This window comes from Bacteroides caecicola (genome assembly GCF_023337095.1).
Classification (GTDB): Bacteria; Bacteroidota; Bacteroidia; order Bacteroidales; family Bacteroidaceae; genus Phocaeicola; species Phocaeicola gallinarum.
Genome location: NZ_JAMBLM010000005.1, coordinates 162665 through 183858 on the forward strand (window position 1 = coordinate 162665; position 21194 = coordinate 183858).

At 43.9% G+C, this 21194-nt stretch carries 21 protein-coding genes; 9 read left to right on the forward strand and 12 right to left on the reverse strand.

Annotation, left to right across the window (positions count from 1 at the left end; translation table 11 throughout):
- Window position 1 precedes the first annotated feature (1 nt).
- On the reverse strand, window positions 2-1669 hold the full coding sequence (locus M3085_RS06770) for a formate--tetrahydrofolate ligase (RefSeq protein WP_178256367.1): 1668 nt from the start codon (window positions 1667-1669) through the stop codon (window positions 2-4).
- Window positions 1670-2262: 593 nt separating this feature from the next.
- Between M3085_RS06770 and M3085_RS06775 the strand changes: the two genes are divergently transcribed.
- The 4 genes from M3085_RS06775 to M3085_RS06790 all read left to right on the forward strand — a co-directional run bounded on the left by M3085_RS06775 (window position 2263) and on the right by M3085_RS06790 (window position 5501).
- Window positions 2263-2913 carry an MgtC/SapB family protein gene (locus tag M3085_RS06775; RefSeq protein ID WP_204500570.1) on the forward strand — a complete coding sequence of 217 codons (651 nt, stop codon included), beginning with the start codon at window positions 2263-2265 and terminating at the stop codon, window positions 2911-2913.
- Between the two features lie 302 nt (window positions 2914-3215).
- On the forward strand, window positions 3216-3614 hold the full coding sequence (locus tag M3085_RS06780; RefSeq protein WP_191709455.1) for a hypothetical protein: 399 nt from the start codon (window positions 3216-3218) through the stop codon (window positions 3612-3614).
- 201 nt (window positions 3615-3815) lie between these two features.
- Window positions 3816-4991: an iron-containing alcohol dehydrogenase gene (locus tag M3085_RS06785; RefSeq protein WP_249052588.1), complete on the forward strand. Its 1176-nt coding sequence runs from the start codon at window positions 3816-3818 to the stop codon at window positions 4989-4991.
- Between the two features lie 12 nt (window positions 4992-5003).
- A complete protein-coding gene (locus M3085_RS06790) occupies window positions 5004-5501 on the forward strand; it encodes a pyridoxamine 5'-phosphate oxidase family protein (protein ID WP_178256362.1) in 498 nt (165 codons plus the stop codon).
- On the opposite strand, the gene M3085_RS06795 is transcribed toward M3085_RS06790, so the two are convergent.
- Entirely contained in the window at window positions 5491-5859 is a 369-nt protein-coding gene (locus M3085_RS06795; protein ID WP_191709454.1) for a DMT family protein, read from the reverse strand. The two genes, M3085_RS06790 and M3085_RS06795, sit on opposite strands and share 11 nt — an antisense overlap.
- Window positions 5860-5933: 74 nt before the next feature.
- Window positions 5934-6677 (reverse strand): tRNA 2-thiocytidine biosynthesis TtcA family protein, encoded by a 744-nt coding sequence (locus M3085_RS06800; RefSeq protein ID WP_178256360.1) that lies wholly within the window; start codon window positions 6675-6677, stop codon window positions 5934-5936.
- Between the two features lie 310 nt (window positions 6678-6987).
- On the opposite strand from M3085_RS06800, the gene M3085_RS06805 reads away from it, so the two are divergent.
- The 5 genes from M3085_RS06805 (at window position 6988) to M3085_RS06825 (ending at window position 12482) form a co-directional block, all read left to right on the forward strand.
- The gene (locus tag M3085_RS06805; RefSeq protein ID WP_178256359.1) at window positions 6988-8409 is read left to right on the forward strand and encodes a tetratricopeptide repeat protein; all 1422 of its coding nucleotides are present in this window, start codon (window positions 6988-6990) and stop codon (window positions 8407-8409) included.
- Between the two features lie 19 nt (window positions 8410-8428).
- Window positions 8429-9307: a nucleoside phosphorylase gene (locus M3085_RS06810; RefSeq protein WP_249052665.1), complete on the forward strand. Its 879-nt coding sequence runs from the start codon at window positions 8429-8431 to the stop codon at window positions 9305-9307.
- A 7-nt stretch (window positions 9308-9314) separates the two neighbouring features.
- Window positions 9315-9803 (forward strand): GAF domain-containing protein, encoded by a 489-nt coding sequence (locus M3085_RS06815; RefSeq protein WP_178256358.1) that lies wholly within the window; start codon window positions 9315-9317, stop codon window positions 9801-9803.
- Window positions 9803-11191, forward strand: a complete 1389-nt coding sequence (gene mnmE, locus M3085_RS06820; protein ID WP_249052589.1) for a tRNA uridine-5-carboxymethylaminomethyl(34) synthesis GTPase MnmE — start codon at window positions 9803-9805, stop codon at window positions 11189-11191. The genes M3085_RS06815 and mnmE overlap by 1 nt, the downstream gene beginning before the upstream one ends.
- Window positions 11192-11420: 229 nt before the next feature.
- Entirely contained in the window at window positions 11421-12482 is a 1062-nt protein-coding gene (locus tag M3085_RS06825; protein WP_249052590.1) for a site-specific integrase, read from the forward strand.
- Window positions 12483-12690: 208 nt separating this feature from the next.
- On the opposite strand, the gene M3085_RS06830 is transcribed toward M3085_RS06825, so the two are convergent.
- The 9 genes from M3085_RS06830 to M3085_RS06870 form a co-directional block, all read right to left on the reverse strand.
- Window positions 12691-12852, reverse strand: coding sequence for a hypothetical protein (locus M3085_RS06830; protein ID WP_249052591.1), 162 nt, complete (start codon window positions 12850-12852; stop codon window positions 12691-12693).
- A gap of 807 nt (window positions 12853-13659) precedes the next feature.
- Window positions 13660-14259, reverse strand: a complete 600-nt coding sequence (prfH, locus tag M3085_RS06835; RefSeq protein WP_204395820.1) for a peptide chain release factor H — start codon at window positions 14257-14259, stop codon at window positions 13660-13662.
- Window positions 14256-15455, reverse strand: a complete 1200-nt coding sequence (locus M3085_RS06840; protein ID WP_249052592.1) for an RtcB family protein — start codon at window positions 15453-15455, stop codon at window positions 14256-14258. Before M3085_RS06840 ends, prfH begins: the two co-directional genes overlap by 4 nt.
- A 4-nt stretch (window positions 15456-15459) precedes the next feature.
- Entirely contained in the window at window positions 15460-15945 is a 486-nt protein-coding gene (locus M3085_RS06845; RefSeq protein WP_249052593.1) for a hypothetical protein, read from the reverse strand.
- Between the two features lie 3 nt (window positions 15946-15948).
- Window positions 15949-16737 (reverse strand): DNA-processing protein DprA, encoded by a 789-nt coding sequence (locus tag M3085_RS06850; protein WP_249052594.1) that lies wholly within the window; start codon window positions 16735-16737, stop codon window positions 15949-15951.
- Window positions 16738-16750: 13 nt separating this feature from the next.
- Window positions 16751-17686 (reverse strand): ADP-ribosylglycohydrolase family protein, encoded by a 936-nt coding sequence (locus M3085_RS06855; RefSeq protein WP_249052595.1) that lies wholly within the window; start codon window positions 17684-17686, stop codon window positions 16751-16753.
- 9 nt (window positions 17687-17695) lie between these two features.
- The gene (locus M3085_RS06860; protein ID WP_249052596.1) at window positions 17696-19444 is read right to left on the reverse strand and encodes a GNAT family N-acetyltransferase; all 1749 of its coding nucleotides are present in this window, start codon (window positions 19442-19444) and stop codon (window positions 17696-17698) included.
- 103 nt (window positions 19445-19547) lie between these two features.
- Window positions 19548-20486, reverse strand: a complete 939-nt coding sequence (locus tag M3085_RS06865) for a hypothetical protein (protein WP_249052597.1) — start codon at window positions 20484-20486, stop codon at window positions 19548-19550.
- Window positions 20487-20503: 17 nt separating this feature from the next.
- On the reverse strand, window positions 20504-21097 hold the full coding sequence (locus tag M3085_RS06870; protein ID WP_249052598.1) for a metallophosphoesterase: 594 nt from the start codon (window positions 21095-21097) through the stop codon (window positions 20504-20506).
- Between the last annotated feature and the right edge of the window lie 97 nt (window positions 21098-21194).

Below are 21194 nucleotides of genomic sequence, written 5' to 3' on the forward strand. Positions count from 1 at the left end.
TTTATGACAAGCCTTCTATTTCTCCGTTGATGATATCAATATGCAACGCCTGAGGCTCTTTGGGAAGTCCCGGCATACGCATGATTTCTCCGGCTATGATAACCAACATTTCCGCACCGGCATTGATTACAATGTCACGCACGGCAAAGTTGAAACCCTGAGCCACGCCATATAATTTCGGGTCGGTAGAGAAAGAATATTGCGTCTTAGCAATACAGATCGGGAAATTGGTGTATCCTAATTCTTCTATCATCTTCAGCTTTTTACGGGCAGCAGCGCCAAACAATACCTGTTTAGCACCATATAATCCGCAAGCAATCTTCGTAACCTTTTCTTCTACCGAATCGGTTTCTTCGTAAGCGAAAGTCAGCGGTTGCGACGGATTTTTTTCAATGGTTTCCACTACCAAGTTTGCTAAATCTATTGCGCCGTCTCCTCCTTCCATAAAGGCGTTATTGATGGCAAATCCGATACCTTGTTCTTCGCAATGACGGCGAACGAAATCGATTTCATCGTCAGTATCATTGGCGTAACGGTTGAATGCCACAACAACGGTTTGACCAAACGAACGAAGATTCTCAATGTGCTTATCTAAATTCTTGACTCCTTCTTTCAGTCCCTCCATGTTTGGCTCTTTAATTTGTTCGAGGTCTACCCCGCCGTGCATCTTCAAGCCCTGTGCGGTAGCTACGATAACCGTCAGTTTGGGTTGCAGTCCCGCCTTCCGACATTTAATGTCATAAAACTTTTCTGCCCCCAAATCTGCCCCGAATCCTGCCTCCGTGATGGCATAATCGCCGAAAGTCATGGCAAGTTTGGTAGCCAGTACAGAGTTACATCCGTGAGCGATGTTTGCAAACGGACCTCCGTGAACGAAAGCAGCCGTGTGTTCGGTGGTTTGTACGAGGTTAGGCGACAAGGCATCTTTCAGCAACACCGTGATGGCGCCGGCTACACCTAAGTCTTTCACTGTAAAGGGTTTGTTATCCACGGTAAAGCCCAACAAGATGTTTTCGATGCGCCGACGCAAATCCGTTTCATCTTTAGCCAGACAGAGGATTGCCATAATCTCAGAAGCCGGCGTAATATCAAAACTCGATTCGCGGGTGATTCCGTTACTTTTTCCTCCCAATCCGGTAACAATGTAGCGCAGACCGCGGTCGTTTACATCGAGAACACGGTTCCAAAGCACCTCTTTCAGCGCAAAACCGTTATCGCGATTCTGATACATATAATTATCGAGCAGCGCCGCAATCATGTTGTGTGCCGAGGTGATGGCATGGAAATCGCCTGTAAAGTGCAGATTGATTTTCTCCATCGGCAATACTTGGGCATAACCACCTCCGGCTGCTCCTCCCTTCATACCGAAGCAAGGACCGAGCGAAGGCTCACGAAGCGCACAAATAGCTTTCTTCCCTATCTTGTTCAGTCCTAACGCCAGACCGATGGAAACAGTTGTTTTGCCTATACCTGCTTTGGTCGGTGTAATGGCAGTAACAAGAATCAGGTTGCTCTGTTTCACTTTTTCTTCGTCAATCAGCGTTTCCGGTACTTTGGCGATGTAACGTCCGTAATTGGAAATCTCCTCCACCGGAATATCATAATTGCGTGCTACTTGCTTAATCTTGGTCAGCTCAATGCTGCGGGCTATCTCAATATCTGATTTCATATAGTAACTTTTAAAAATTTAGGAGCGGCAAAGTTACGACAAAAAAGTGAAACAAGGAAGAACGAAGTAACAGATTTGATTTACAGAGGTTTTATTTAAGCCTGTATGATTTTTCAATCCCTATGCCTATATTTGGGGAATATAACCTGTAAAAAACAAAAATATTCATACTGTGTATGACTCTGAAAAGGCATAGTATCTATGTATCGACAAGGTTGGTTTTATCGAATATTTCCCGTATCTTTGCAAAACACCGTATAACCAAGTGCATTTAAAGAAGGCAGTGAATATCAAAAAAATCCTTGTAGATAATAGGCGAAATAATCCAAACTTTTAACAACCTTGTTTTCAGACATTTCCGATTTAGTATGGAAGATTGAAAAACACTAACGGTAAAACCAAGTAACTCTCCGAATAGAAATGGTTAACGCATCCGCATGAGTTGGATAACACTAACGGTAGCGTTTTTCGGGATATACAGACCAAGTATCTCTTCCTGTGATGGTGTAAGATAAGTAGTTTAAATAGGTTCTGCGTATAAACTGCTTTGCGCAATTAAATAAAATAAGTTTCTGAATAAACACACATTAAAAATGGATATGATTTTAGAAATAGCACTCAGATTATTTGTGGCTCTGCTTTTGGGAGGAGTCATCGGGATAGAGCGTGAATACCGTTCGAAGGAAGCCGGTTTCCGCACGCATTTTTTAGTGGCATTGGGCAGCGCTCTTTTCTGTATTGTGTCGCAATACGGATTCGGGGTCGATTTGAAAGACTCCTCGCGCGTGGCGGCACAGGTGGTTTCGGGCATCGGTTTCCTTGGGGCGGGGACTATCATTTTTCAAAAGAATGTGGTGCGGGGGCTTACCACTGCCGCCGGATTGTGGGTGACGGCGGCAATCGGACTTGCCTGCGGAACCGGCATGTATTTGGCAGCCGCCATAGCCACGGCGTTGGTGCTTTTCGGGCTGGAAGTGCTGAACTCTTTCATCCCGACTTTCGGGACTACCACGGTGCAGCTCACCTTTACGTCTACCAAGAGGGAGAGCGTGAAGCGGGTTATCGGTCAGATAAAAAACGACTGCATCGAACTCTATTCCTATGAATTGCGCGACCGGCGTACTTCGCAAGGCGAAATCTATGAAGCGAGCATAGAGATGAAGGTGAAACGCGGCAATCACACCGAGCGTCTTATCGACTATATGGATGATTTTGACGATGTAACCATATCGAGCATAGAATAGGCACTGTTTTACTTTTTTTAAAAAATCGCCAAGCTCTTTTAAACAATTATTAGGAAAACAATGTTAAAGGTGATAAGAACAGTTCCCGACCTCTATTTTATACAGGAACTAAAGATGAAGAAACACTCACCCTCAAGATGAAAATAGGAAGCAATGGATGTGTAAAACATTGCGATGAAAACAAAGCAAACGGAGATTTGGAGACTTGGGATTTCGCATTTCCTTATTCCGGCAGGCTCATAACGATGCCGGGGCAACTGCCGGATGCTTTCCCTTTGTTAAATCATTAAATCAAACAAGCAATGATGAACTGGTATAAGTATTGGTATTACACCATTTTCTTTATCTGCGATTCTTTTTGCAGAAATCGGGAGCTAAGCAAAAATTGTGCGGTTGCCTTGTTCAGCCTGTGTATCTATATCATCGCGGCACTGGGTAACAGCCTGCTATACGTGTTCTTCGATTCCGATTTCATGAAAAACTTATGCCACGTTCATTTCCACCTGCTGCTTTATATTATCATTTACCTTTTTAACGGCTTTCTTTTCCTGCCGGAACGAAGGGCAAGGAAAGAGCGCGGGGTGTACAGGCGGACAAACAGGCAGGGGAAAAACCTGCTTTTCGTACTGCTGCCGCTTGCCGTGTTTGCACTCTATTATTATGTATTATTCAATCACACCGGGCGTTTCCTGCTGATATAGTAATGCAATATCAAGGTGGAAAGTGTACCCCCAATCAAGTTGTGAGAAACAATAAAATCATTTTATTCCCGGATTTAGAGGCCCGAACATACATCTTAGAGATAAAGGAGTTAAGACTGTCAAGTTACGAAAAAAATCCATAACTTTGCGAGAAAAGAGCAAGTGATACTTTTCATAATATCTTAATAGACTGAAGCGGACATGAATAATTTTACTTTTTATAGTCCTACCGAATTTGTATTTGGGAGGGAAACAGAGAGCCGTACCGCCGAACTGGTGAAGAAATACGGCGGAAGCAAAGTGCTGATTGTTTACGGAGGAGGAAGCGTAATCCGCAGCGGATTGTTGGCACGGGTAGAGTCGGTATTAAGCGATGCAGGCATTGCCTATGTGGAATTAGGAGGCATCCAACCCAATCCTACCGACCCTAAAGTGTACGAAGGTATTGAACTGGGCAGGCGCGAAGGGATAGATTTCATTCTGCCCGTGGGCGGAGGTTCGGTGATAGACACGGCAAAAGCCATCGCGGTGGGTATTCCCTACGAAGGCGATTTCTGGGACTTCTTTATCGGTAAGGCGGTGCCCGAAAAGGCGGTGCGCATCGGTGTGGTGCTCACCATTCCGGCAGCGGGAAGCGAAGGTTCGGGCAATTCGGTCATCACCAAGCTCGATGGTTTGAAGAAGCTGAGCCTGCGCACCCCCGAAGTATTGCGTCCGGCATTTGCAGTAATGAATCCGGAATTGACTTATACCCTACCCGCTTGGCAGACTGCCTGTGGTATTACTGATATGATGGCGCATATCATGGAACGGTACTTCACCAATACGGAGGATACCGAGGTAACCGACCGAATTTGCGAAGGTACGCTGAAAGCAATTATTTACGAAGCAATGCGGGTAACAATAGAGCCATGTAATTACGGTGCGCGTGCCAACCTGATGTGGGCGGGGATGATAGCTCATAACGGGACGTGCGGAGTGGGTTGTGAGGAAGACTGGTCGTCGCATTTCTTGGAGCATGAGGTTAGTGCGGTATATAATGTGAGCCACGGTGCGGGACTTGCCGTTATTTTTCCGGCATGGCTTACTTACATGGCGGAACATCATGCGGGGAAAGTAGCTCAGTATGCCGCCCGTGTATGGGATGTGCCTAAAAGTACAGACTGTAAGGCGATGGCTTTAGAGGGCATCCGGAGATTCAAATCGTTCCTTCATTCCATCGGTATGCCTGTTACGTTCCGGGAGTTGGGTATCGAACATCCGGACATCGACCTGTTAGTAAAAAAATTCCACGAGAACAAAGGAGAACGGGTAGGCAATTACTTTCCGCTCGACAGCAAGGCAAGTCGCGAAATTTATGAAATAGCAAACCGATAAAAACATAGTTGTATGAAATTCAATAACGAAGAGGTTCGCCGTCAAGACCGTCTGCTGGACGAAAAGCGGGCTTTTGAGATTTTGCAGTCGGGCGAATACGGTGTACTTTCCATGCAAGACGAAAACGGAACGGGGGCTTACGGCGTACCGGTAAATTATGTGTGGGACCGTGGAAATTCTATTTACATTCACTGCGCTCCGGCAGGACGCAAACTGGCGTGTATCGATGCATGTAACCAAGTTTCTTTTTGCGTTGTAGGGCGTACCCGCGTTCTTCCCGACAAGTTTACTACCGGATACGAAAGCGTGATTTTACGCTGTACTGCTCACCGGGGGTTGCACGAAGCCGAACGCATGTCTGCCCTCTCATGGCTGCTGAGCAAATATTGTCCGCAGCACAAGATGGAGGGCATTGAATATGCGAACAAGTCTTTCCACCGGACTGAGATTATCCGTTTGGACATCATCGAAGTCAGTGCCAAAAGCAAACGGATGGGACTCACTTCATAAAGACAAAGTAAACGGCAAGTATCAAGCAGACAAATGCTGCCAAATGATTCCAATGCAATGCCTCACCCTTGAAGAATACTGTTGTAAAAATAGTAAACACTATCAGGGTGATTACTTCTTGAATCACTTTCAGTTGCATGAGTGAAAAAGGGCCTCCGTTTCCGGCGAATCCGATGCGGTTTGCCGGAATCTGGCAGGCATACTCCGCCAAAGCAATGCTCCATGAGAATAAGATTACGGCGTAAAGCGGCCAGTTTGAAGAGATTTTCATTTCCTGCAACTTCAGGTGTCCATACCATGCAAAAGTCATAAAAATATTCGATACGATAAGTAACGAAATCGTATATATACCTTTCATTTTATTTGTGTTATTGATTTAATTTCCAATTGCTTTTATATATGTTCTTTACTCTTGTCATCAGTGGATAAAATTTACACTTCTTCAGGCAGCAAGTCTTCTTGAACGTTCCCCATTGCTCCCCACAGACTGTATCGGGCTTCGGGGTTCATTTCTTCCAGACGGCGCAAAACATCTTTCATCGACGAGCGGTGAGAATCTTTCTCGTATGGACAATTCTTAATCTGCTTTCGATAACCGCGCAAAGCCGCCAATTCCACCAAATCCGCTTCGTGTACGAGGCACATAGGACGGATGATGGTCATGTCAAATTTCCGCATTTCCAAACGCGGAGGCATGGTACTGAACGCTCCTTGAAAGGTAAGATTCATCAACAAAGTTTCAAGGATGTCATCCATGTGGTGTCCCAGTGCTATTTTATTGCACTGCTGCTCGTGGGCAATGGTAAAGAGTGCTTTGCGGCGGTTCCACGAGCAGAGAAAACAGGGCGATTTGCGCGTGTCGGTCGAAGGGTCGAAAGATGTGCGGTAAGTAAGGAAAGGCACACCCAATTCATCCGCATAGTTGCGTAAATAATCCGTGTCCGATTCGTAGGCGATATTCTCCATCACCACGTGTGCGGCTACTACCGAGAAGCGGGGTTTGTAGATTTTCGAACGGCGCGCCAGCAGTTCCAACAGCGCCAACGAATCTTTCCCGCCAGACAGCCCTACCAATATTTTATCACCCTCCTCTATTAATCCGTACTTCACCACGCCTTTGGCAAAACGCTGCTCAATACGGCGCATTAATTTAGTTTCTTCCGTCAGTTTGTTCATACGTCGATAGTTTGTAGTTCGCCTTTCGGATTGACCCGAAAAACGCTACCGTTAGTGTCACTCATCTCATGCGGTAGCGTTAACCGGTTCTACCCATAGAAATGGTCAACGCTACCCATAGCATTTTTTAAGCTCCAGACCAAGCCGGAGAAGGTTTAAAACATGCTCGCTACATGTTTAAATCGCTTCATACTCAAAATTGGCGCAAAATTATATGAAAAGAATGATTTACGGAAGATTTAGGAAGACAGAAATCGATTTTTTCGGAAAGATTGCGTATATTTGAAAAATCATTTTACGACACGAAACTATGGATAAGAAATATAAACTGATGCTTTTGGCTTTGGCGTGTTGCTCGGGAAGCATGTCGGCGCAAACGCTTGCCCAAGCGCGCAAATGGTTTACCGATGGAGACTTTGAAAAAGCAAAGCCTGTATTTCAGCGTCTTGTAAAACAAGCTCCGTCGAACGCGAACTATAATTACTGGTACGGGGCATGTTGCTATGAAACCGGAGAAACAAGCGAGGCACTTCCTTATTTGGAGAAAAGCGCCCAGCGGAAAGTGATCGACGGATTTCTTTATTTGAGCAAGGCGTATTACGACCTTTATCGTTTCGACGATGCCATTACGAACCTTGAAGACCATATTTATTGGCTGGAACGCAAAAAGAGGGATACCGCAGAAGCCGATTCGCTGATGACGAAGTTCCGGCTGGGAGCGCGTATGATACGAGGTGTGGAAAAGGTAACGGTTATAGATAGTTTCGTGGTAGATAAAAAGGATTTTCTTGCCGCGTATAAATTAAGCAAAGAGTCGGGTACGATTACTTCTAACCTGACAGACAGCATGGTTTGCACCCGGTTTGTCAACGAGATGAATGACCGGATGATTGAAGCAATGCCAAATGCGGAGGGAGAAACCAAACTTTATTCAAGCGTAAAACTTACTGACCAGTGGAGTAAGGCTACCCCGCTGGCCGATTTGAATGATACGGGAGAAAACCTGAATTATCCGTTTATGGATTCGGATGGCATCACACTTTATTACGCCGCTCAGGGCGAAGGAAGTATGGGGGGATATGATATTTTTATCACCCGTTATAACTCAGACGACAATACCTATTTCCGTCCGGACAACATCGGTATGCCGTTCAACTCTCCTTATAATGATTATATGTATGCCGTCGATGATTTTAATAATCTGGGATGGTTTGCTTCCGACCGCCGGCAACCCGAAGGAAAGGTTTGCATCTATGTATTTGTTCCTAATGAGACAAAAGACGTATACGATTACGAAACCACTGAACCGGAAGCGCTGGCAAAACTGGCGATGCTGAAAGAAATTCAGAAAACATGGTCTGACGCAGGTAAAGTGCGCATTGCCAAACAGCAGTTGGCACAGATTATGTATGGAGAAGAAGAGCAGAAACAGCGTCATGATTTTTATTTCGTAATAGACGATAATGCGGTTTACCACTTCCTGTCCGACTTCCGTTCGGCAGAGGCGCGCAAAATGTTCCAAAGCCTTCAGCAGAAGGAAAAAGATTTGACAACACTCCGCCGGTCGCTCGAAGAGTTGCGCTCACAATATGCTTCGGCTGCTCAGGCTGGTAAAGCACAGATGGCTCCCGGCATTCTTGACAAAGAAAAAAGAGTGGAAGAACTGTATAAAGAGATAGAAACGCTCAGTATCAACATACGTAACGCTGAGATAAAATCATTAACCAATTAAAATTGTTGCGACGATTATGATAAAGAAATATTTTCCTCCTTCAGAACTTATAATAAATGAAGACGGCTCGGTGTTTCATCTTCATGTAAAGCCGGAGCAGTTGGCAAGTAAAGTGATTCTTGTGGGAGATCCGGGGCGTGTGGCACTGGTGGCTTCGCACTTTGAGAGTCGGGAGTGTGAGATTGAAAACCGCGAGTTTAAAACCATCACCGGAACCTATAAGGGAAAACGGATAACGGTTCTTTCTACCGGCATCGGATGTGATAACATTGACATCGTGGTAAACGAACTTGACGCATTGGCAAACATTGATTTCCGCACCCGTGAGGAAAAAGACGATTTTCGCCAACTGGAAATGGTGCGCATCGGTACGTGTGGCGGATTACAGCCCTACACACCGGAAGGTTCTTTCATCTGTTCGGAAATCTCGGTCGGGTTCGACGGACTGCTCAACTTCTATGAGGGACGCAACGCTGTATGCGACCTGCCGATAGAGCGTGCCCTGCTCAACCACTTGGGATGGAGCGGTAATCTGTGCGCCCCGGCTCCTTACGTAATCCATGCCGACGAAGAGATGGTAGAACGTATAGCACGTCATGACATGACGAAAGGCATTACCGTTTCATGCGGTGGATTTTTCGGGCCACAGGGCAGACAGTTGCGCATTCCACTCGCCGACCCTCGTCAAAATGAAAAGATAGAGTCGTTTGTCTACGAAGGAAAACATATAACAAACTTCGAGATGGAAAGCTCGGCACTGGCCGGACTTTCGCGGTTGATGGGACACAAAGCCACCACTGTATGTATAGTGATAGCCAACCGCGTAGCGAAAGAAGTGAATACAGGTTATAAGAACCAGATAGACGACTTGATAAAACTCGTATTGGAAAGAATCTGAGAAGACAATGGAAGCAAGTTTCAAACAAAACACTTCGGCTGACAAAGCAGAAAGGTATCGTATTTTTTTGGAACAGTTTGTTCCGCTCATTGAAGGCGAATCTCATGTGATAAGTGTGCTTGCCAATACTTGTGCGGCGCTGAAAGAAGCATTCGACTTTTTCTGGGTAGGATTCTATCTGGTAGAAAACAACGCACTTATATTAGGCCCGTTTCAGGGTAGCGTGGCTTGTTACAGCATCCGCAAAGGACGCGGCGTATGCGGCACGGCATGGGCTGAAAAACGCACCATTGTAGTTCCGGATGTAGATCAATTTCCCGGACACATCGCGTGCAGTTCCTTGTCGCGCTCTGAAATCGTTATTCCCATCATAGTAGAAGACGAGGTGAAAGGTGTACTCGACATAGACAGTGACCATTTAAATGAATTCGATGAAACAGACCGTGAGTCATTAGAAAAAATTGTAACAATATTAACAGAAACCCTCTATCGGTAATGAATACTCAAGATACGATTTGTGCAATAGCTACGGCGCAAGGCGGAGCTATCGGGATAGTCCGTGTATCAGGCGCAGAAGCCCTCTCAATAACAGATAAAATTTTTCATCCCACCGAAAAAAATCCCCTGCCGCTCACCGAGCGTAAGGCGTATACGGTGAACTTTGGGCAGATAAAAAACGAAAAGGGAGAAATAGTAGACGAAGTGTTAGTCAGTCTGTTTCGTGCTCCCCACTCCTACACCGGCGAAAATTCGGTAGAAATATCTTGTCACGGTTCTGCTTACATCCTGCAACAAGTAATGCAACTACTCATCAACAACGGATGCCGGACTGCCGGACCGGGAGAGTTTACACAGCGGGCATTTCTAAATGGGAAAATGGACTTGAGTCAGGCAGAAGCCGTAGCTGATTTGATAGCTTCCACTTCCGAAGCTACTCATCGCCTCGCCATGAACCAAATGCGTGGAGGATTCAGTAAAGAACTTGCAGTCCTACGTAATAAATTGTTACATTTGACATCGCTGATGGAATTGGAATTAGACTTCAGCGACCATGAAGAATTAGAGTTTGCCGACCGCAGCGAACTTCAGGCTCTTGCAGCGCAAATCCATCAGGTAATAGAACGTTTGGTACAATCGTTCAGCATCGGAAATGCCATAAAAAACGGCATTCCGGTAGCCATCATCGGGGAGACCAATGTAGGTAAGTCTACCCTACTCAACGCCCTGCTTAACGAAGACAAAGCCATCGTAAGCGACATACACGGAACAACTCGCGATGTCATTGAAGATACAATGATAATCAACGGAGTAACTTTCCGTTTCATTGATACAGCCGGCATCCGTCAAACCGACGACACAATCGAAAACTTAGGAATAAAACGCAGCTTCAAAGCATTGGAGCAGGCCGAAATAGTTATCCTGATGTACGATTTGCAACGTCATGAAAACTTCAAAACCTTTTTTCAGGAAGTAGAACCCTATTTAAAGAACAAGCAAGTAATACTCGCTCAAAACAAATGCGACTTGGTTGATAACATCCCCTCCAACTCGGAGTTCGATAAAAATAATTATCACACGATAGCCATATCTGCCCGTCAAAAAATAAACATAGATAAACTTCAAAAACTTCTGACAGAGGTAACCCATATCCCCTCAATTAGTACAAACGATGTCATTGTAACCAACCTCCGTCATTACGAAGCCCTTACCCACGCACTTGATGCTATCACAAGAGTAGAGCAAGGTTTAATATCCTCCTTACCCTCCGACCTTATATCACAAGATTTACGTGAATGTATCTTCCACCTGAACGATATCATAGGAGAAGTAACAACCGATGAAGTTCTTGGTAATATCTTTGAGCATTTTTGCATCGGAAAATGACGTAAAGAAAAGAAAAGCATATAAAGAGAAAATATAAACTTGTAAAATGCACTATATCAGCAATTTTATCAAGATATTGTATTTTCTCTTTTTCTCCATGTTTTCTGCGTAGTTACATATTTTTATTGTATTTTTGTCCCCAGATTGTCCCCCGATATTGATACGAGGGACAAAAATCTGTCCCCCGAAAAAGGACATTAACAATAACCAAATAAAGCAGGAAACAGTCATGGCAAAGAAAACAACCGTTCAAAAAGAACCAGTCAAATTACGAGAGAAGAAGTTGTCTAATGGCAATTCAAGTTTATACCTCGACATCTACAGAAATGGGAAGCGACATAAAGAATACTTAAAGCTATACCTCATAGATGCCACTACCCCAATGGAACGGGAGCAGAACCGGCAGACATTAGCCACTGCCCAGGCTATAAAGTCCAAGCGGCTCATTGAAATGCAAAATGGAGAGTACTCTTTTACCCGCCAATTCAAAGAAGACACTCCTTTTCTGGAGTACTATCGCAAGATGGTAGAGGACAGGCATAAGAATCCTGAATCTAAGGGAAACTGGGGCAACTGGAGAAGCTGCTTGCGTTATCTTGAAATCTACTGTGATGAGAAAACGACATTCAAAGATATTACTCCTGAGTTTATTGCAGGTTTCAAAGACTTTTTGGACAATGTAGAAAAGGATACGCATAAACGAACAGGTCCGCGTAGAGAAAGGGACGTGTTCCAAGGATTGTCCCAGAACTCAAAGGTTTCCTATTTCAACAAGCTCCGTGCTTGTATCAATCAGGCATACGATGAAAGGATCATATCGGTAAATCCTCTTCGCGGAATTGAAGGCTTCAAAGCCGCAGAAGTCAAACGTGACTATTTAACTTTGGAAGAGGTGAAGCAACTGGCTGCCACCCCGTGCCGTTATCCTATTCTCAAAAGGGCTTTTCTCTTTTCGTGTCTGACCGGACTTCGCAAAAGCGACATCCAGGAGCTCACATGGAGCGAAGTTCAAAAATTCGGGGATTACACACGAATCATATTCAAGCAAAAGAAAACAGGAGGACAGGAATATCTCGACATTTCTCCGCAGGCAGAAAAATATCTTGGAGAGCGTGGCAATCCCGAAGATCCAGTCTTTACCGGATTCACTTACGGTTCTTGGACTTCGGTAGAACTGCAACGATGGAGTATGAAAGCCGGAGTAAATAAAAATTTAACATTCCATTGCGGAAGACATATCAATTCTTCTTACCCATTGAAAACAAGGAACTTACAAAGATTGTCAGCTTAACAGGTAACGATTTGGGAACCAGCGAGCTTCTCTATTCTGCAATGTTCTGCATCAATCAAAAGAACGCTTTTCTCATTTGCAAAAGTAGTGTTTTTCTCCTTCATTGCCAAAGTTATTCCTCTGAAAAATAGAGAAAATCAAACATCTTATCATTATTGTACATTTGTTGCACATCTTGGTGATGAAAATCAGTAGTACTGTCCTGCTTTTAATTCCATACCGTTTCTACATTATATTTGAGCCTGCCCATTTGCGAATAGCCCGTTGGTAGGTTTGCCTGTCTGTGTGCCGACAGGCAGGCGTGCCGGCAGACCGGTCGGCAGGCAGGTTGGAGCGCGGGCAGGCTTGCAGGCCAGTGTGTGTATGCCATGCCTATACGCTTTTGTTTCTTGCACCATTCCTTTGTTGCTTCATTACTACGTTGATAGACGGATGTATTGTACCACCGATTTATATCATTCAAACTCCACCTCTCTAAAGCCACAATCCATTGCTGATACCTTTATTTGAAGTTTCGCTGTTGTAAACCAGCACAACAGCACGACAGCAAACCAGCATATCATTGAAACTATGTTGCTTCCTATCTGCATTGAATTACTTTCTTGGTTGTCGGGTTCTGTTCTTCATTGTTTTAGCAAACCATTGGTTCGCTGAGCTTGTAAACAAGCGAGGATGTATTTGCTCAAAATAGCATTTCCTTATTGGTCTAATGTCTGTTTTGGTTGTGATTGGCACATATTGACATCCGAATTGGCACTATTGTCTGTTTCTCAAAAGGATGAAAATCCGGCTTTGTTCCCTGTAATCTCAATAAGGTGCAGGCTTGCACACCGCCCTATTCCCTTTCTTCTTTTGGGCAGCTTGGGCATCGGGAAACGATGCTTTGAAAGCCGAAATAACAACACTTGTTCAAATCCGTTTATTGACGGATTTCTTGTGCTCTCAAAAGCACAGCAAGGTGTCCTTCGAGTTACTCGAAGGCTTTTCGGTTACTGCCGAAAAGGCAGCAGCAAGGTATGTTTCGAGTAACTCGAAACCTTGCGGGTTACTCCCGCAAGCCTTGCCGCCTGGTTGCTCCTCCGAAGTCGGGCAACCTGTTTCTGACCTGCGGTCATTTTTGTATTTGAAATGTTTTGAAAATATTACCCTACTATATCTTGTTTTTCAAAATTACAGGTTATAACGGTCCCGAGAATGTTTTCACGGGATTCCCACGTAAGAGTGTAGTATGCTTGCCCCATTTGGACGAGCGAAACAATGCTGCGGCAGAATCGTTTGCTTGCTGTAATTTCAAAAGAAGCAGACTGCGTGCCATTTCCTTGTTTTGTGACTGTGAACGTTGTGAACAGCATCTGACGGAAAGCCCGGTAGGAAAATGAGTGGCGCGAACCGCAGTCTCCACTTTGTTGACGTTCTGCCCGCCATGCCCACCGGAGCGCATCGTTTCGTAAACAATATCTTTATCAGACACTTCCGGAAGTGTAACTGGTTCGATAAATTCCACTCCGACAAACCAATTCTTACGAGGATAGCCGGGACGGTAACGGTTTGACGTCGCCCGCCACAGTATAGTACCTGTCCACTCCAGCTCTTTAACGACATCAACTTCAGCAAGAAACAGCATCGACATATAGCAATCCGGCTCCGTATTATGCGGTTCACTTTCCACAAGTTCTGCATCCGGAAAATCCTTCAACAGTTCGCGGGCGACGAGCGCAACAGCACGGGCACACTCCGCAGGTCCCCGTCCGGCTGTAAGTTGTATATACTTCTTCATTGGGGAATGTCTTTAATGTTTATACGCGGTTTGACCATTGTAATGACTTCGGCGGTCGGCTCAATCAGACGCAATATTTCCTCCATAGATTTATATGCCTGTGGTGATTCATCAAGAGTGCCGGGGCAGACAGATGTAGAGAATATACCGCTCATAGACATCTCAAAATCGTCCATCCCGATATTCTTCTTGGCGGCATTTCTCGACATGGCACGTCCGGCTCCATGCGGAGCGGAACAGTTCCAATCTGCATTCCCTTTGCCCACACAGATGGCAATGCCGTCACGCATGTTGAAAGGCAGACAAAAGCGTTCTCCTTCTGCAGCTTCAACTGCCCCTTTGCGCAGCATGGGATAGTCTTCGCATACAGAAATATAATTGTGGGTGGTAAATAGAGACTCCACACATTTTGCCTTGCAGAGTTTCTTCAGTATGGCAAAAATACGGTCACGGATGATTTGATGATTATATAGGGCATACGCCTGTGCCACAATCATGTCGGACAGATATCCATTGAGCGCATCTCCCCACAGATAGCCGATAAATTGTGCCCGCTTGGGATTTTGCGCAATGTTGTGCCAATGGTTGGCAACTTTTACTCCCACATTCCGGGAACCACAATGTATTGTGAGCCATCCTTCCTGCGTCTTGTCATCCTCTCCATATTCAATAAAGTGATTGCCACCTCCGAGGGTGCCTAAACTTTTATAAAAGATAGCTTCTTGAAGCTTTATCCTGCGGCAGAAGTCCGAAACAAAACGGGCATCTATGCGTGGCACTTCGTTAATCAGGTCGGGAGCGGATGATCGTGCTCTTTGGTATTGCGAATTGAGAAAGCGGAACAGTTCTTTTTCATTAAGACTATTCTTTTCACAAATTTCCATACCGGTCGGAATAACCCCACGTATTTTATGGTCAAGCAAGGCAAAATCTTCCGATGCAACTACGGAAGAAAGTCTATGCATGGAAATGGTACATCCGATATCGACGCCCACATGATCCGGATTAAGGTATGTCCCTATTCGATACGCCGTACCGACATTACAGGAATTTCCTGCATGTACATCGGGCATCTGCACAATTCTTACTCCCTCGAAAGCCGGATGGTCACATTGTTCCCTTACCCACTGCAAGGCGGCTTCTTCGATGTTTTCGGTGAATATTTCTGTCGATGTGTATTGTCCTTTGATAATCATATTGCTACTCATTTAGTCTGTTACTAATAATCTCTATGAAAATATCTTTAATATCAATCAAACTCAAATTAGGAATATTGACAAACCATGATACATTAGGATAGACGGTCTGAAACAATTCACAACTTTTTTCTTGTTCTGGCAATGCTCCAAAGAAACCGTATGTATGCAGACGGGCATAATCGGGGACATTATTCAAATCGCCCCATTTCACAAAGGGGTTAATTAAAATTTTCTTTTGCTGGTGAAGATTAATACAAGCCGTAGCCGATTCACCTGAGGCAATTACCCAGTTCGGTTTCTGTTCTGCAATGATCCTGCGAACTTCCTCGCAATAATCCGATTTATTCAAAGCATTGACTTCTATAAAATCACCTATCCCTTCCAAAGCCACTTCGTCCTTCAGCAATGAAAACATATAATCATTCTGTTGGTCCGCAGTTGTCTTTTGGGTGAGAAAAGGTGCCGGGAATATCAAGACTTTCTTCATATTTCAGATACTTCTTGCAAGGTTCAAATTGATTAATAATTCATTACCCGCATTTTTATCACTGTATTCCGGATATGAGACTACGAGACAGCGTTTGTGATATTTGCGGGCAAAACGCATGGTGTGCATACTGCCACTCTGCTGCGGGCATTCTGCCAAGATAACAGTGCTTGACAATGCGGCCTGCAACCTGTTGCGTGCGACAAGCCTTGTCGGATTGGCCTTCACACCAAAAGGTTGTTCGGAAAGAATAAGTCCTCCATTTTCCAAAATCCGCTGTTGGAGCGGTGCGTTTTCTATCGGATGTGTAATGTTAAGACCAGATGCAACAATGGCTATTGTTCGTCCGTCGGCATCAAGGCAACCCTCATGCGCCGATTTGTCACAGCCCAAAGCAAGGCCACTGACTATAATATTACCTTCTTTCGCATATTTATTTCCTAATTCGTATGCTTTTCTCAATCCAATTGGTGAAGCAGCGCGTGCACCGATGACGGCAATGCGATTGGCTGTTGGAGCAAGAAGTGACAAATCCCCTATGCAGTGAATTATTGGCGGACAATCGTTTCCTATTTTCCTAAGCGAATGAGGGAAATTGTCATCTTGAAAGGTCAATGTAATGACACCATACTCCTCTTGCATCGACATAACACTTTCTGCTTTATCAATATATGCTTCAAATGCTTCTGCATACTCTTCCGGCATAAGTTTTGGAGTCATGATCTGTGACGCTTTCATTCCGGCGTACTGCATACAAAGAATATCTTCCTTACTTAAAATACAGCTGTTCATATTATCCGTTTATTTAATTGAGCAAAACATTTGCCAGTTCATTGATTATACATTCATATACATTCTTTTGATTCAGACTATCGACATAATATTCAGGAATTCCTGCCATACCATATTTAGCCCCCAATACGGCACAGGCCACGGCTGCATTCGTATCAGCATCGCCACCAGCATTGACAATTTTTAAAAGCCCCTCTTTAAAGCTATTGACATGATATAAACACCATACCGCACAAGCAAGCGGCTTTAAAGTATAACCCATTGTCGTTTTTTCATCAAGGTTCAAATCGGCAAGCTCTCCGTTTTTGGCAAGCAATAGATATTTCCGTATTCTTGTGTCATATCTGTCTGCGATTTCAAGAATATCCTCAAATGGGAGTTCCATGTTGTGCCAGACGAAATGATTTATCAGTTCCGATATGATAACGCATGACCCGATGCATCTGGGATCCGCATGTGTCAACTTGCAAATCTTTTCTGCATTTTGAACTACGTCTTCATCCCAAAGGCCAACGACAGATGTCCTCATTATTCCTCCGTTGGGTGCGCTATTCCGGTTTGATAAATTCCAGGTTATTTCAGCCGCATTTACCGGGTTCAATTCATCATCATACAATGCAAGCACGTTATATGTATGTCTTCCTATCCCCATCGGCCTGTTTTTGAACCACTGCTTGAAATTATGGGCTACGGTTTCTGGATTAATGCAACGGTCTTTAACAATAGCCTTTGCTATACAGAGCATCATATCTGTATCATCCGTCCAATCGCCTTTATTCCATCGTTTCCTATGGTAATCCTGAATTATCTGACTGTATTCAGAAAGCCCGTCAGGATAATTGCGCTTAACTTCGGCCTTGCTCATGAACTCTGTCCCAAGTCCGAGAGCATCCCCGACAGCTTGTCCGTAAAGGCAACCGGCAATTTTATCTTTTATACTGTCCTTCATGTTATTATGCTATAAGTTTCCTCTATAAAGTGACGGTATGTCAATTTCATTGCATAGGCACCATAACTCCGTACCGTCCCAATCGGATTCGACTGTAAAAAAACCGTATTTGTCAGGTTCTGAAATGACCGTCCTATGTCCGATTCGCTTGCCGATATATGTAGCCAGCGATGAGGTTGCCTGCCATTCTATATTCACATCGCAATCAAACATTTCATTTATCAAATCCATGTTTTTTTTCGGCTTTTTCTTGCTTTCATCCGTACCGATGACTTTCTGAAGCCAACCAACTACCGTTTCATTGTAATTCAAATGCTCTTTAATATAGTCTTTCAGTTCCTGATGGGACTTCAAGTCAAGACTGTCGAAACTGATAATCTGCATTCTGTATTTAGCCCTCGGAATGTTCAAAGTCGAATCTGACGGAACAGCCCCCATAATATTGCATTCGTCTATAATGGCTTTCAGAATATCTATGGTAGAAATTTCCAGACTGTCAACTACTTTCAACACTTCTTCTTTCAAAGATATGTCTTTAAGATTGTCATTGATAACATCATTGACAGCCTTCGCCGACAAATTGGAGAACTCCTTGATATAACGGATACGCCCCGGACGCCCCAGAAGATTCTCGTCAATTGACAGCTTATTGGTGGTCAGAATATACAGTTTCCGCATGTCGTTGTAAACTCCGTCAATCATTTTGAGCAGAACTTCCTGTTCTTCACGGAAAGTTTTTTCGGCTTCATCAATAAGAATAGCACTCTCAAAATGCAGCGATTGTATAAACTCCAACATCCCGTTAACGGGTTTTGAGATGACAATCACCGGTAGTCCAATGCGGTTACAGAGCTGTTTAGCAGCGATTGTCTTACCTGTTCCTTTAATGCCGTTGAAAATCACTCCAAGATTCTTGTTGCTTTCTCTGAACAGGTCTGAAGTCCATGTCTTTATAATTTTCGACATAATATCCTCGCAGTCAAGGTTATAAATCTTGAAATCGAATCGGAAAGTATCATCTATCTTCTCCAGTCCCAAGCGTTCTGTCTGCGGTTGCTCATAGATGCGGAATATCCCGTTGCCGGGAGAAGTGAGCAACGAAGCATAGCCCGGAATCGGGTAAAGAATGCCACCGTCATTAATCCATTTCTGCTTTGATGCGATGGTCTGCTTTTCCTTACGTATTTTTTCATCAGGATTAAGGTATTCTTCTTTATAAATGGTATAATATTCAAGGTCGACAACTTCATCAAGATAATTCATGCCGCATTTCTTTTCCAGACCTTCGTATGTAAAGCCGCTTTTCAGGGCGACTCTGCGAGAGGCGTCATTCCGTGGCAGGACTGCAATGGTCAGCGAGTCAGCCATCCGTTCATCGAACAGATAGCGTTTCATTCTCTTCACAACTTCCGTCATATAGCCTTTCCCTCGGGCTTCTTTATGGAGGAAATAACATATCTCATAGTTGCATTTCTCACCCGAAACAGTATTTGTTTTGTGCGGAGTGATTTCAAAAACACCGAGAACCTTTTCCGGAAGATTCTTTTCCAAAATACAGAACATCAGCCCGCCATCCATCTCCCTGCGGATTTTCCCCTCTGCCTCGCTCAGCGTATTCATCGGCCTGAATCCTGTACTTGCCGCAATTTCCCGGTCACTCATCAGAACAAAAATATCATGGTCATCCTTATCCTCGGGAGTTCTGATTATAAGTCTATCCGTCTCAATTTCGATTTTCCCTGTCTTTGCTTCTTTCATCTTTATGCTGCTTTTATGATTACAGCACAAAAGTATGGTGAGGGTGTATCATTTGTCGGTACAGGTCTTAAAAAAATCGTACTTTATAATCGATTATTTGTCATCATTTGCATATAGTAATAATATATTTCATATATTTTTCTGCAAGTTCTTCTATCGAAATTTTCTGTTTTAGGGGTATGTCGGAAAAATCTTTCGCTTTCCATGTTGCCGTTCCGGAAAAATGAGGTGCATATTTGACTCTTGGATCATTGCCAAGAAGTTCTTTGCAGTAAGAATATGCCTGATTGCCCATTGCGACAATGCAGCTAGGTCGTATTATGCTAATTTCTTTTTCCAATATTCTTTTATAGATAGTCTTTTTCTTCAAAGAATAAATGTCCGACTCCTTATGGTCATATACAAAATATTTCCTGCAATCGGTAAGGTAAACGCCATAACCGTGTTCAATAAGTTTTTCAACAAGCAATGCCATTCTGCCACCTCCATTCTTTTTATCCCTCCAACTTTTACCATGCAGTCCAAACGGAGAAGCCACCAACGCGTCTATGCAGATATAATCTTCTTTGCATCCGGTCTTTCCCTTTGGGAATTTATCAACATCGGAATACCATGTATTGCCTCGCAGTGGGTCTTGTGCCACAAGCATAATCCGCTTGTCAGTATTTTTTAGGTTGAACCATGTAGGAAGGTCAAGGCCTATCGCTCCACGTTTTTCTGTGCGTGTAGTCAAATCCTTGAAATCTGGATGGGTTATAGGTATAGGCACGGTAATAGTGTCTTCATAATAACGGTTCCAACCCTTAGGAGTGAATGGTTCAACTCCTTTACTAAATTCCCAGACACAGGCTTCTGTTCCCGATTTTATCAATTTCACGGCTTCTTCTTTTGAATAACTGAAGAAATTGCGGTACATATCATCATATCGCAACTTTATCTTTTCTAATTGTTCTTTGCCTAAAACGTCATTTGCTAGCATCTCGTAAATCTGGCAGGTAATTTCTTTGTCATCTAAGAATGTAGAATAAAGTGTTGTTTCCACTGTAATACTTGTTTGGTTTAAATTTCTATAAGACTCGGTTTTCTAAAATTTGTATAATCAGCATTCATGACTGCTCCATTTGAAAAGGTTATCCCATTAAGGATAGTCATTCCATATTGGGCATGGATATGTCCGAAAAGATGTAGCCGAGGTTGGACAACCGAAATACGACCAAGGAGTTCTTCCGAGCCGTAATTGATATTGTCGTCAAAGTCGAGGATGCCGAAAGGTGGCGTATGGGTAATGAGAATGTCCGTATCATCAGGGATATTTGCATAATGTTTGATTTGGCGGTCACTAATGCAGTCGCCCATGAACATCGGAACACCATAGAATTTCAGGCCTTCGATTTCTACACCGGAATTGCACAGATAATGCACATTGCCATCAAGCCCGTCAATGGTGGCACCGTAAAGACAGTCATCGTGGTTGCCGCAAATGAATATCTTTTGCGGACAAGGAAGGTCGCAGAACCAGTTCATGAAATCCAACGCTTCCTGCTCGCTGCCGTTCATGGTAAAGTCGCCCGAATGCACAACGATGTCAGCCTGTGGCAAATTGTGCAACCGTCTGTGACAGCCATGCGTGTCTGAAATATGCAATATTTTCATCTCGAATGTTTTCTTTGCCAACAAAAATAAAAGATTACTGGCTCAATTTGCGATACAAGCAGAAACGATTCCATTGCTGTATATAAAAGTGAGACAT

What these genes read in the sequence shown, in the direction of transcription:
- M3085_RS06785 (WP_249052588.1), top strand. Translation starts at nt 3,816, where the DNA reads ATGAATAATTTTACTTTTTATAGTCCTACCGAATTTGTATTTGGGAGG.
- M3085_RS06840 (WP_249052592.1), bottom strand. Translation starts at nt 15,455, where the DNA reads ATGATTATCAAAGGACAATACACATCGACAGAAATATTCACCGAAAAC.
- M3085_RS06850 (WP_249052594.1), bottom strand. Translation starts at nt 16,737, where the DNA reads ATGAACAGCTGTATTTTAAGTAAGGAAGATATTCTTTGTATGCAGTAC.
- M3085_RS06845 (WP_249052593.1), bottom strand. Translation starts at nt 15,945, where the DNA reads ATGAAGAAAGTCTTGATATTCCCGGCACCTTTTCTCACCCAAAAGACA.
- M3085_RS06855 (WP_249052595.1), bottom strand. Translation starts at nt 17,686, where the DNA reads ATGAAGGACAGTATAAAAGATAAAATTGCCGGTTGCCTTTACGGACAA.
- prfH (WP_204395820.1), bottom strand. Translation starts at nt 14,259, where the DNA reads ATGAAGAAGTATATACAACTTACAGCCGGACGGGGACCTGCGGAGTGT.
- M3085_RS06805 (WP_178256359.1), top strand. Translation starts at nt 6,988, where the DNA reads ATGGATAAGAAATATAAACTGATGCTTTTGGCTTTGGCGTGTTGCTCG.
- M3085_RS06825 (WP_249052590.1), top strand. Translation starts at nt 11,421, where the DNA reads ATGGCAAAGAAAACAACCGTTCAAAAAGAACCAGTCAAATTACGAGAG.
- M3085_RS06800 (WP_178256360.1), bottom strand. Translation starts at nt 6,677, where the DNA reads ATGAACAAACTGACGGAAGAAACTAAATTAATGCGCCGTATTGAGCAG.
- M3085_RS06780 (WP_191709455.1), top strand. Translation starts at nt 3,216, where the DNA reads ATGATGAACTGGTATAAGTATTGGTATTACACCATTTTCTTTATCTGC.
- M3085_RS06860 (WP_249052596.1), bottom strand. Translation starts at nt 19,444, where the DNA reads ATGAAAGAAGCAAAGACAGGGAAAATCGAAATTGAGACGGATAGACTT.
- M3085_RS06795 (WP_191709454.1), bottom strand. Translation starts at nt 5,859, where the DNA reads ATGAAAGGTATATATACGATTTCGTTACTTATCGTATCGAATATTTTT.
- M3085_RS06815 (WP_178256358.1), top strand. Translation starts at nt 9,315, where the DNA reads ATGGAAGCAAGTTTCAAACAAAACACTTCGGCTGACAAAGCAGAAAGG.
- mnmE (WP_249052589.1), top strand. Translation starts at nt 9,803, where the DNA reads ATGAATACTCAAGATACGATTTGTGCAATAGCTACGGCGCAAGGCGGA.
- M3085_RS06870 (WP_249052598.1), bottom strand. Translation starts at nt 21,097, where the DNA reads ATGAAAATATTGCATATTTCAGACACGCATGGCTGTCACAGACGGTTG.
- M3085_RS06770 (WP_178256367.1), bottom strand. Translation starts at nt 1,669, where the DNA reads ATGAAATCAGATATTGAGATAGCCCGCAGCATTGAGCTGACCAAGATT.
- M3085_RS06830 (WP_249052591.1), bottom strand. Translation starts at nt 12,852, where the DNA reads ATGGCATACACACACTGGCCTGCAAGCCTGCCCGCGCTCCAACCTGCC.
- M3085_RS06775 (WP_204500570.1), top strand. Translation starts at nt 2,263, where the DNA reads ATGGATATGATTTTAGAAATAGCACTCAGATTATTTGTGGCTCTGCTT.
- M3085_RS06790 (WP_178256362.1), top strand. Translation starts at nt 5,004, where the DNA reads ATGAAATTCAATAACGAAGAGGTTCGCCGTCAAGACCGTCTGCTGGAC.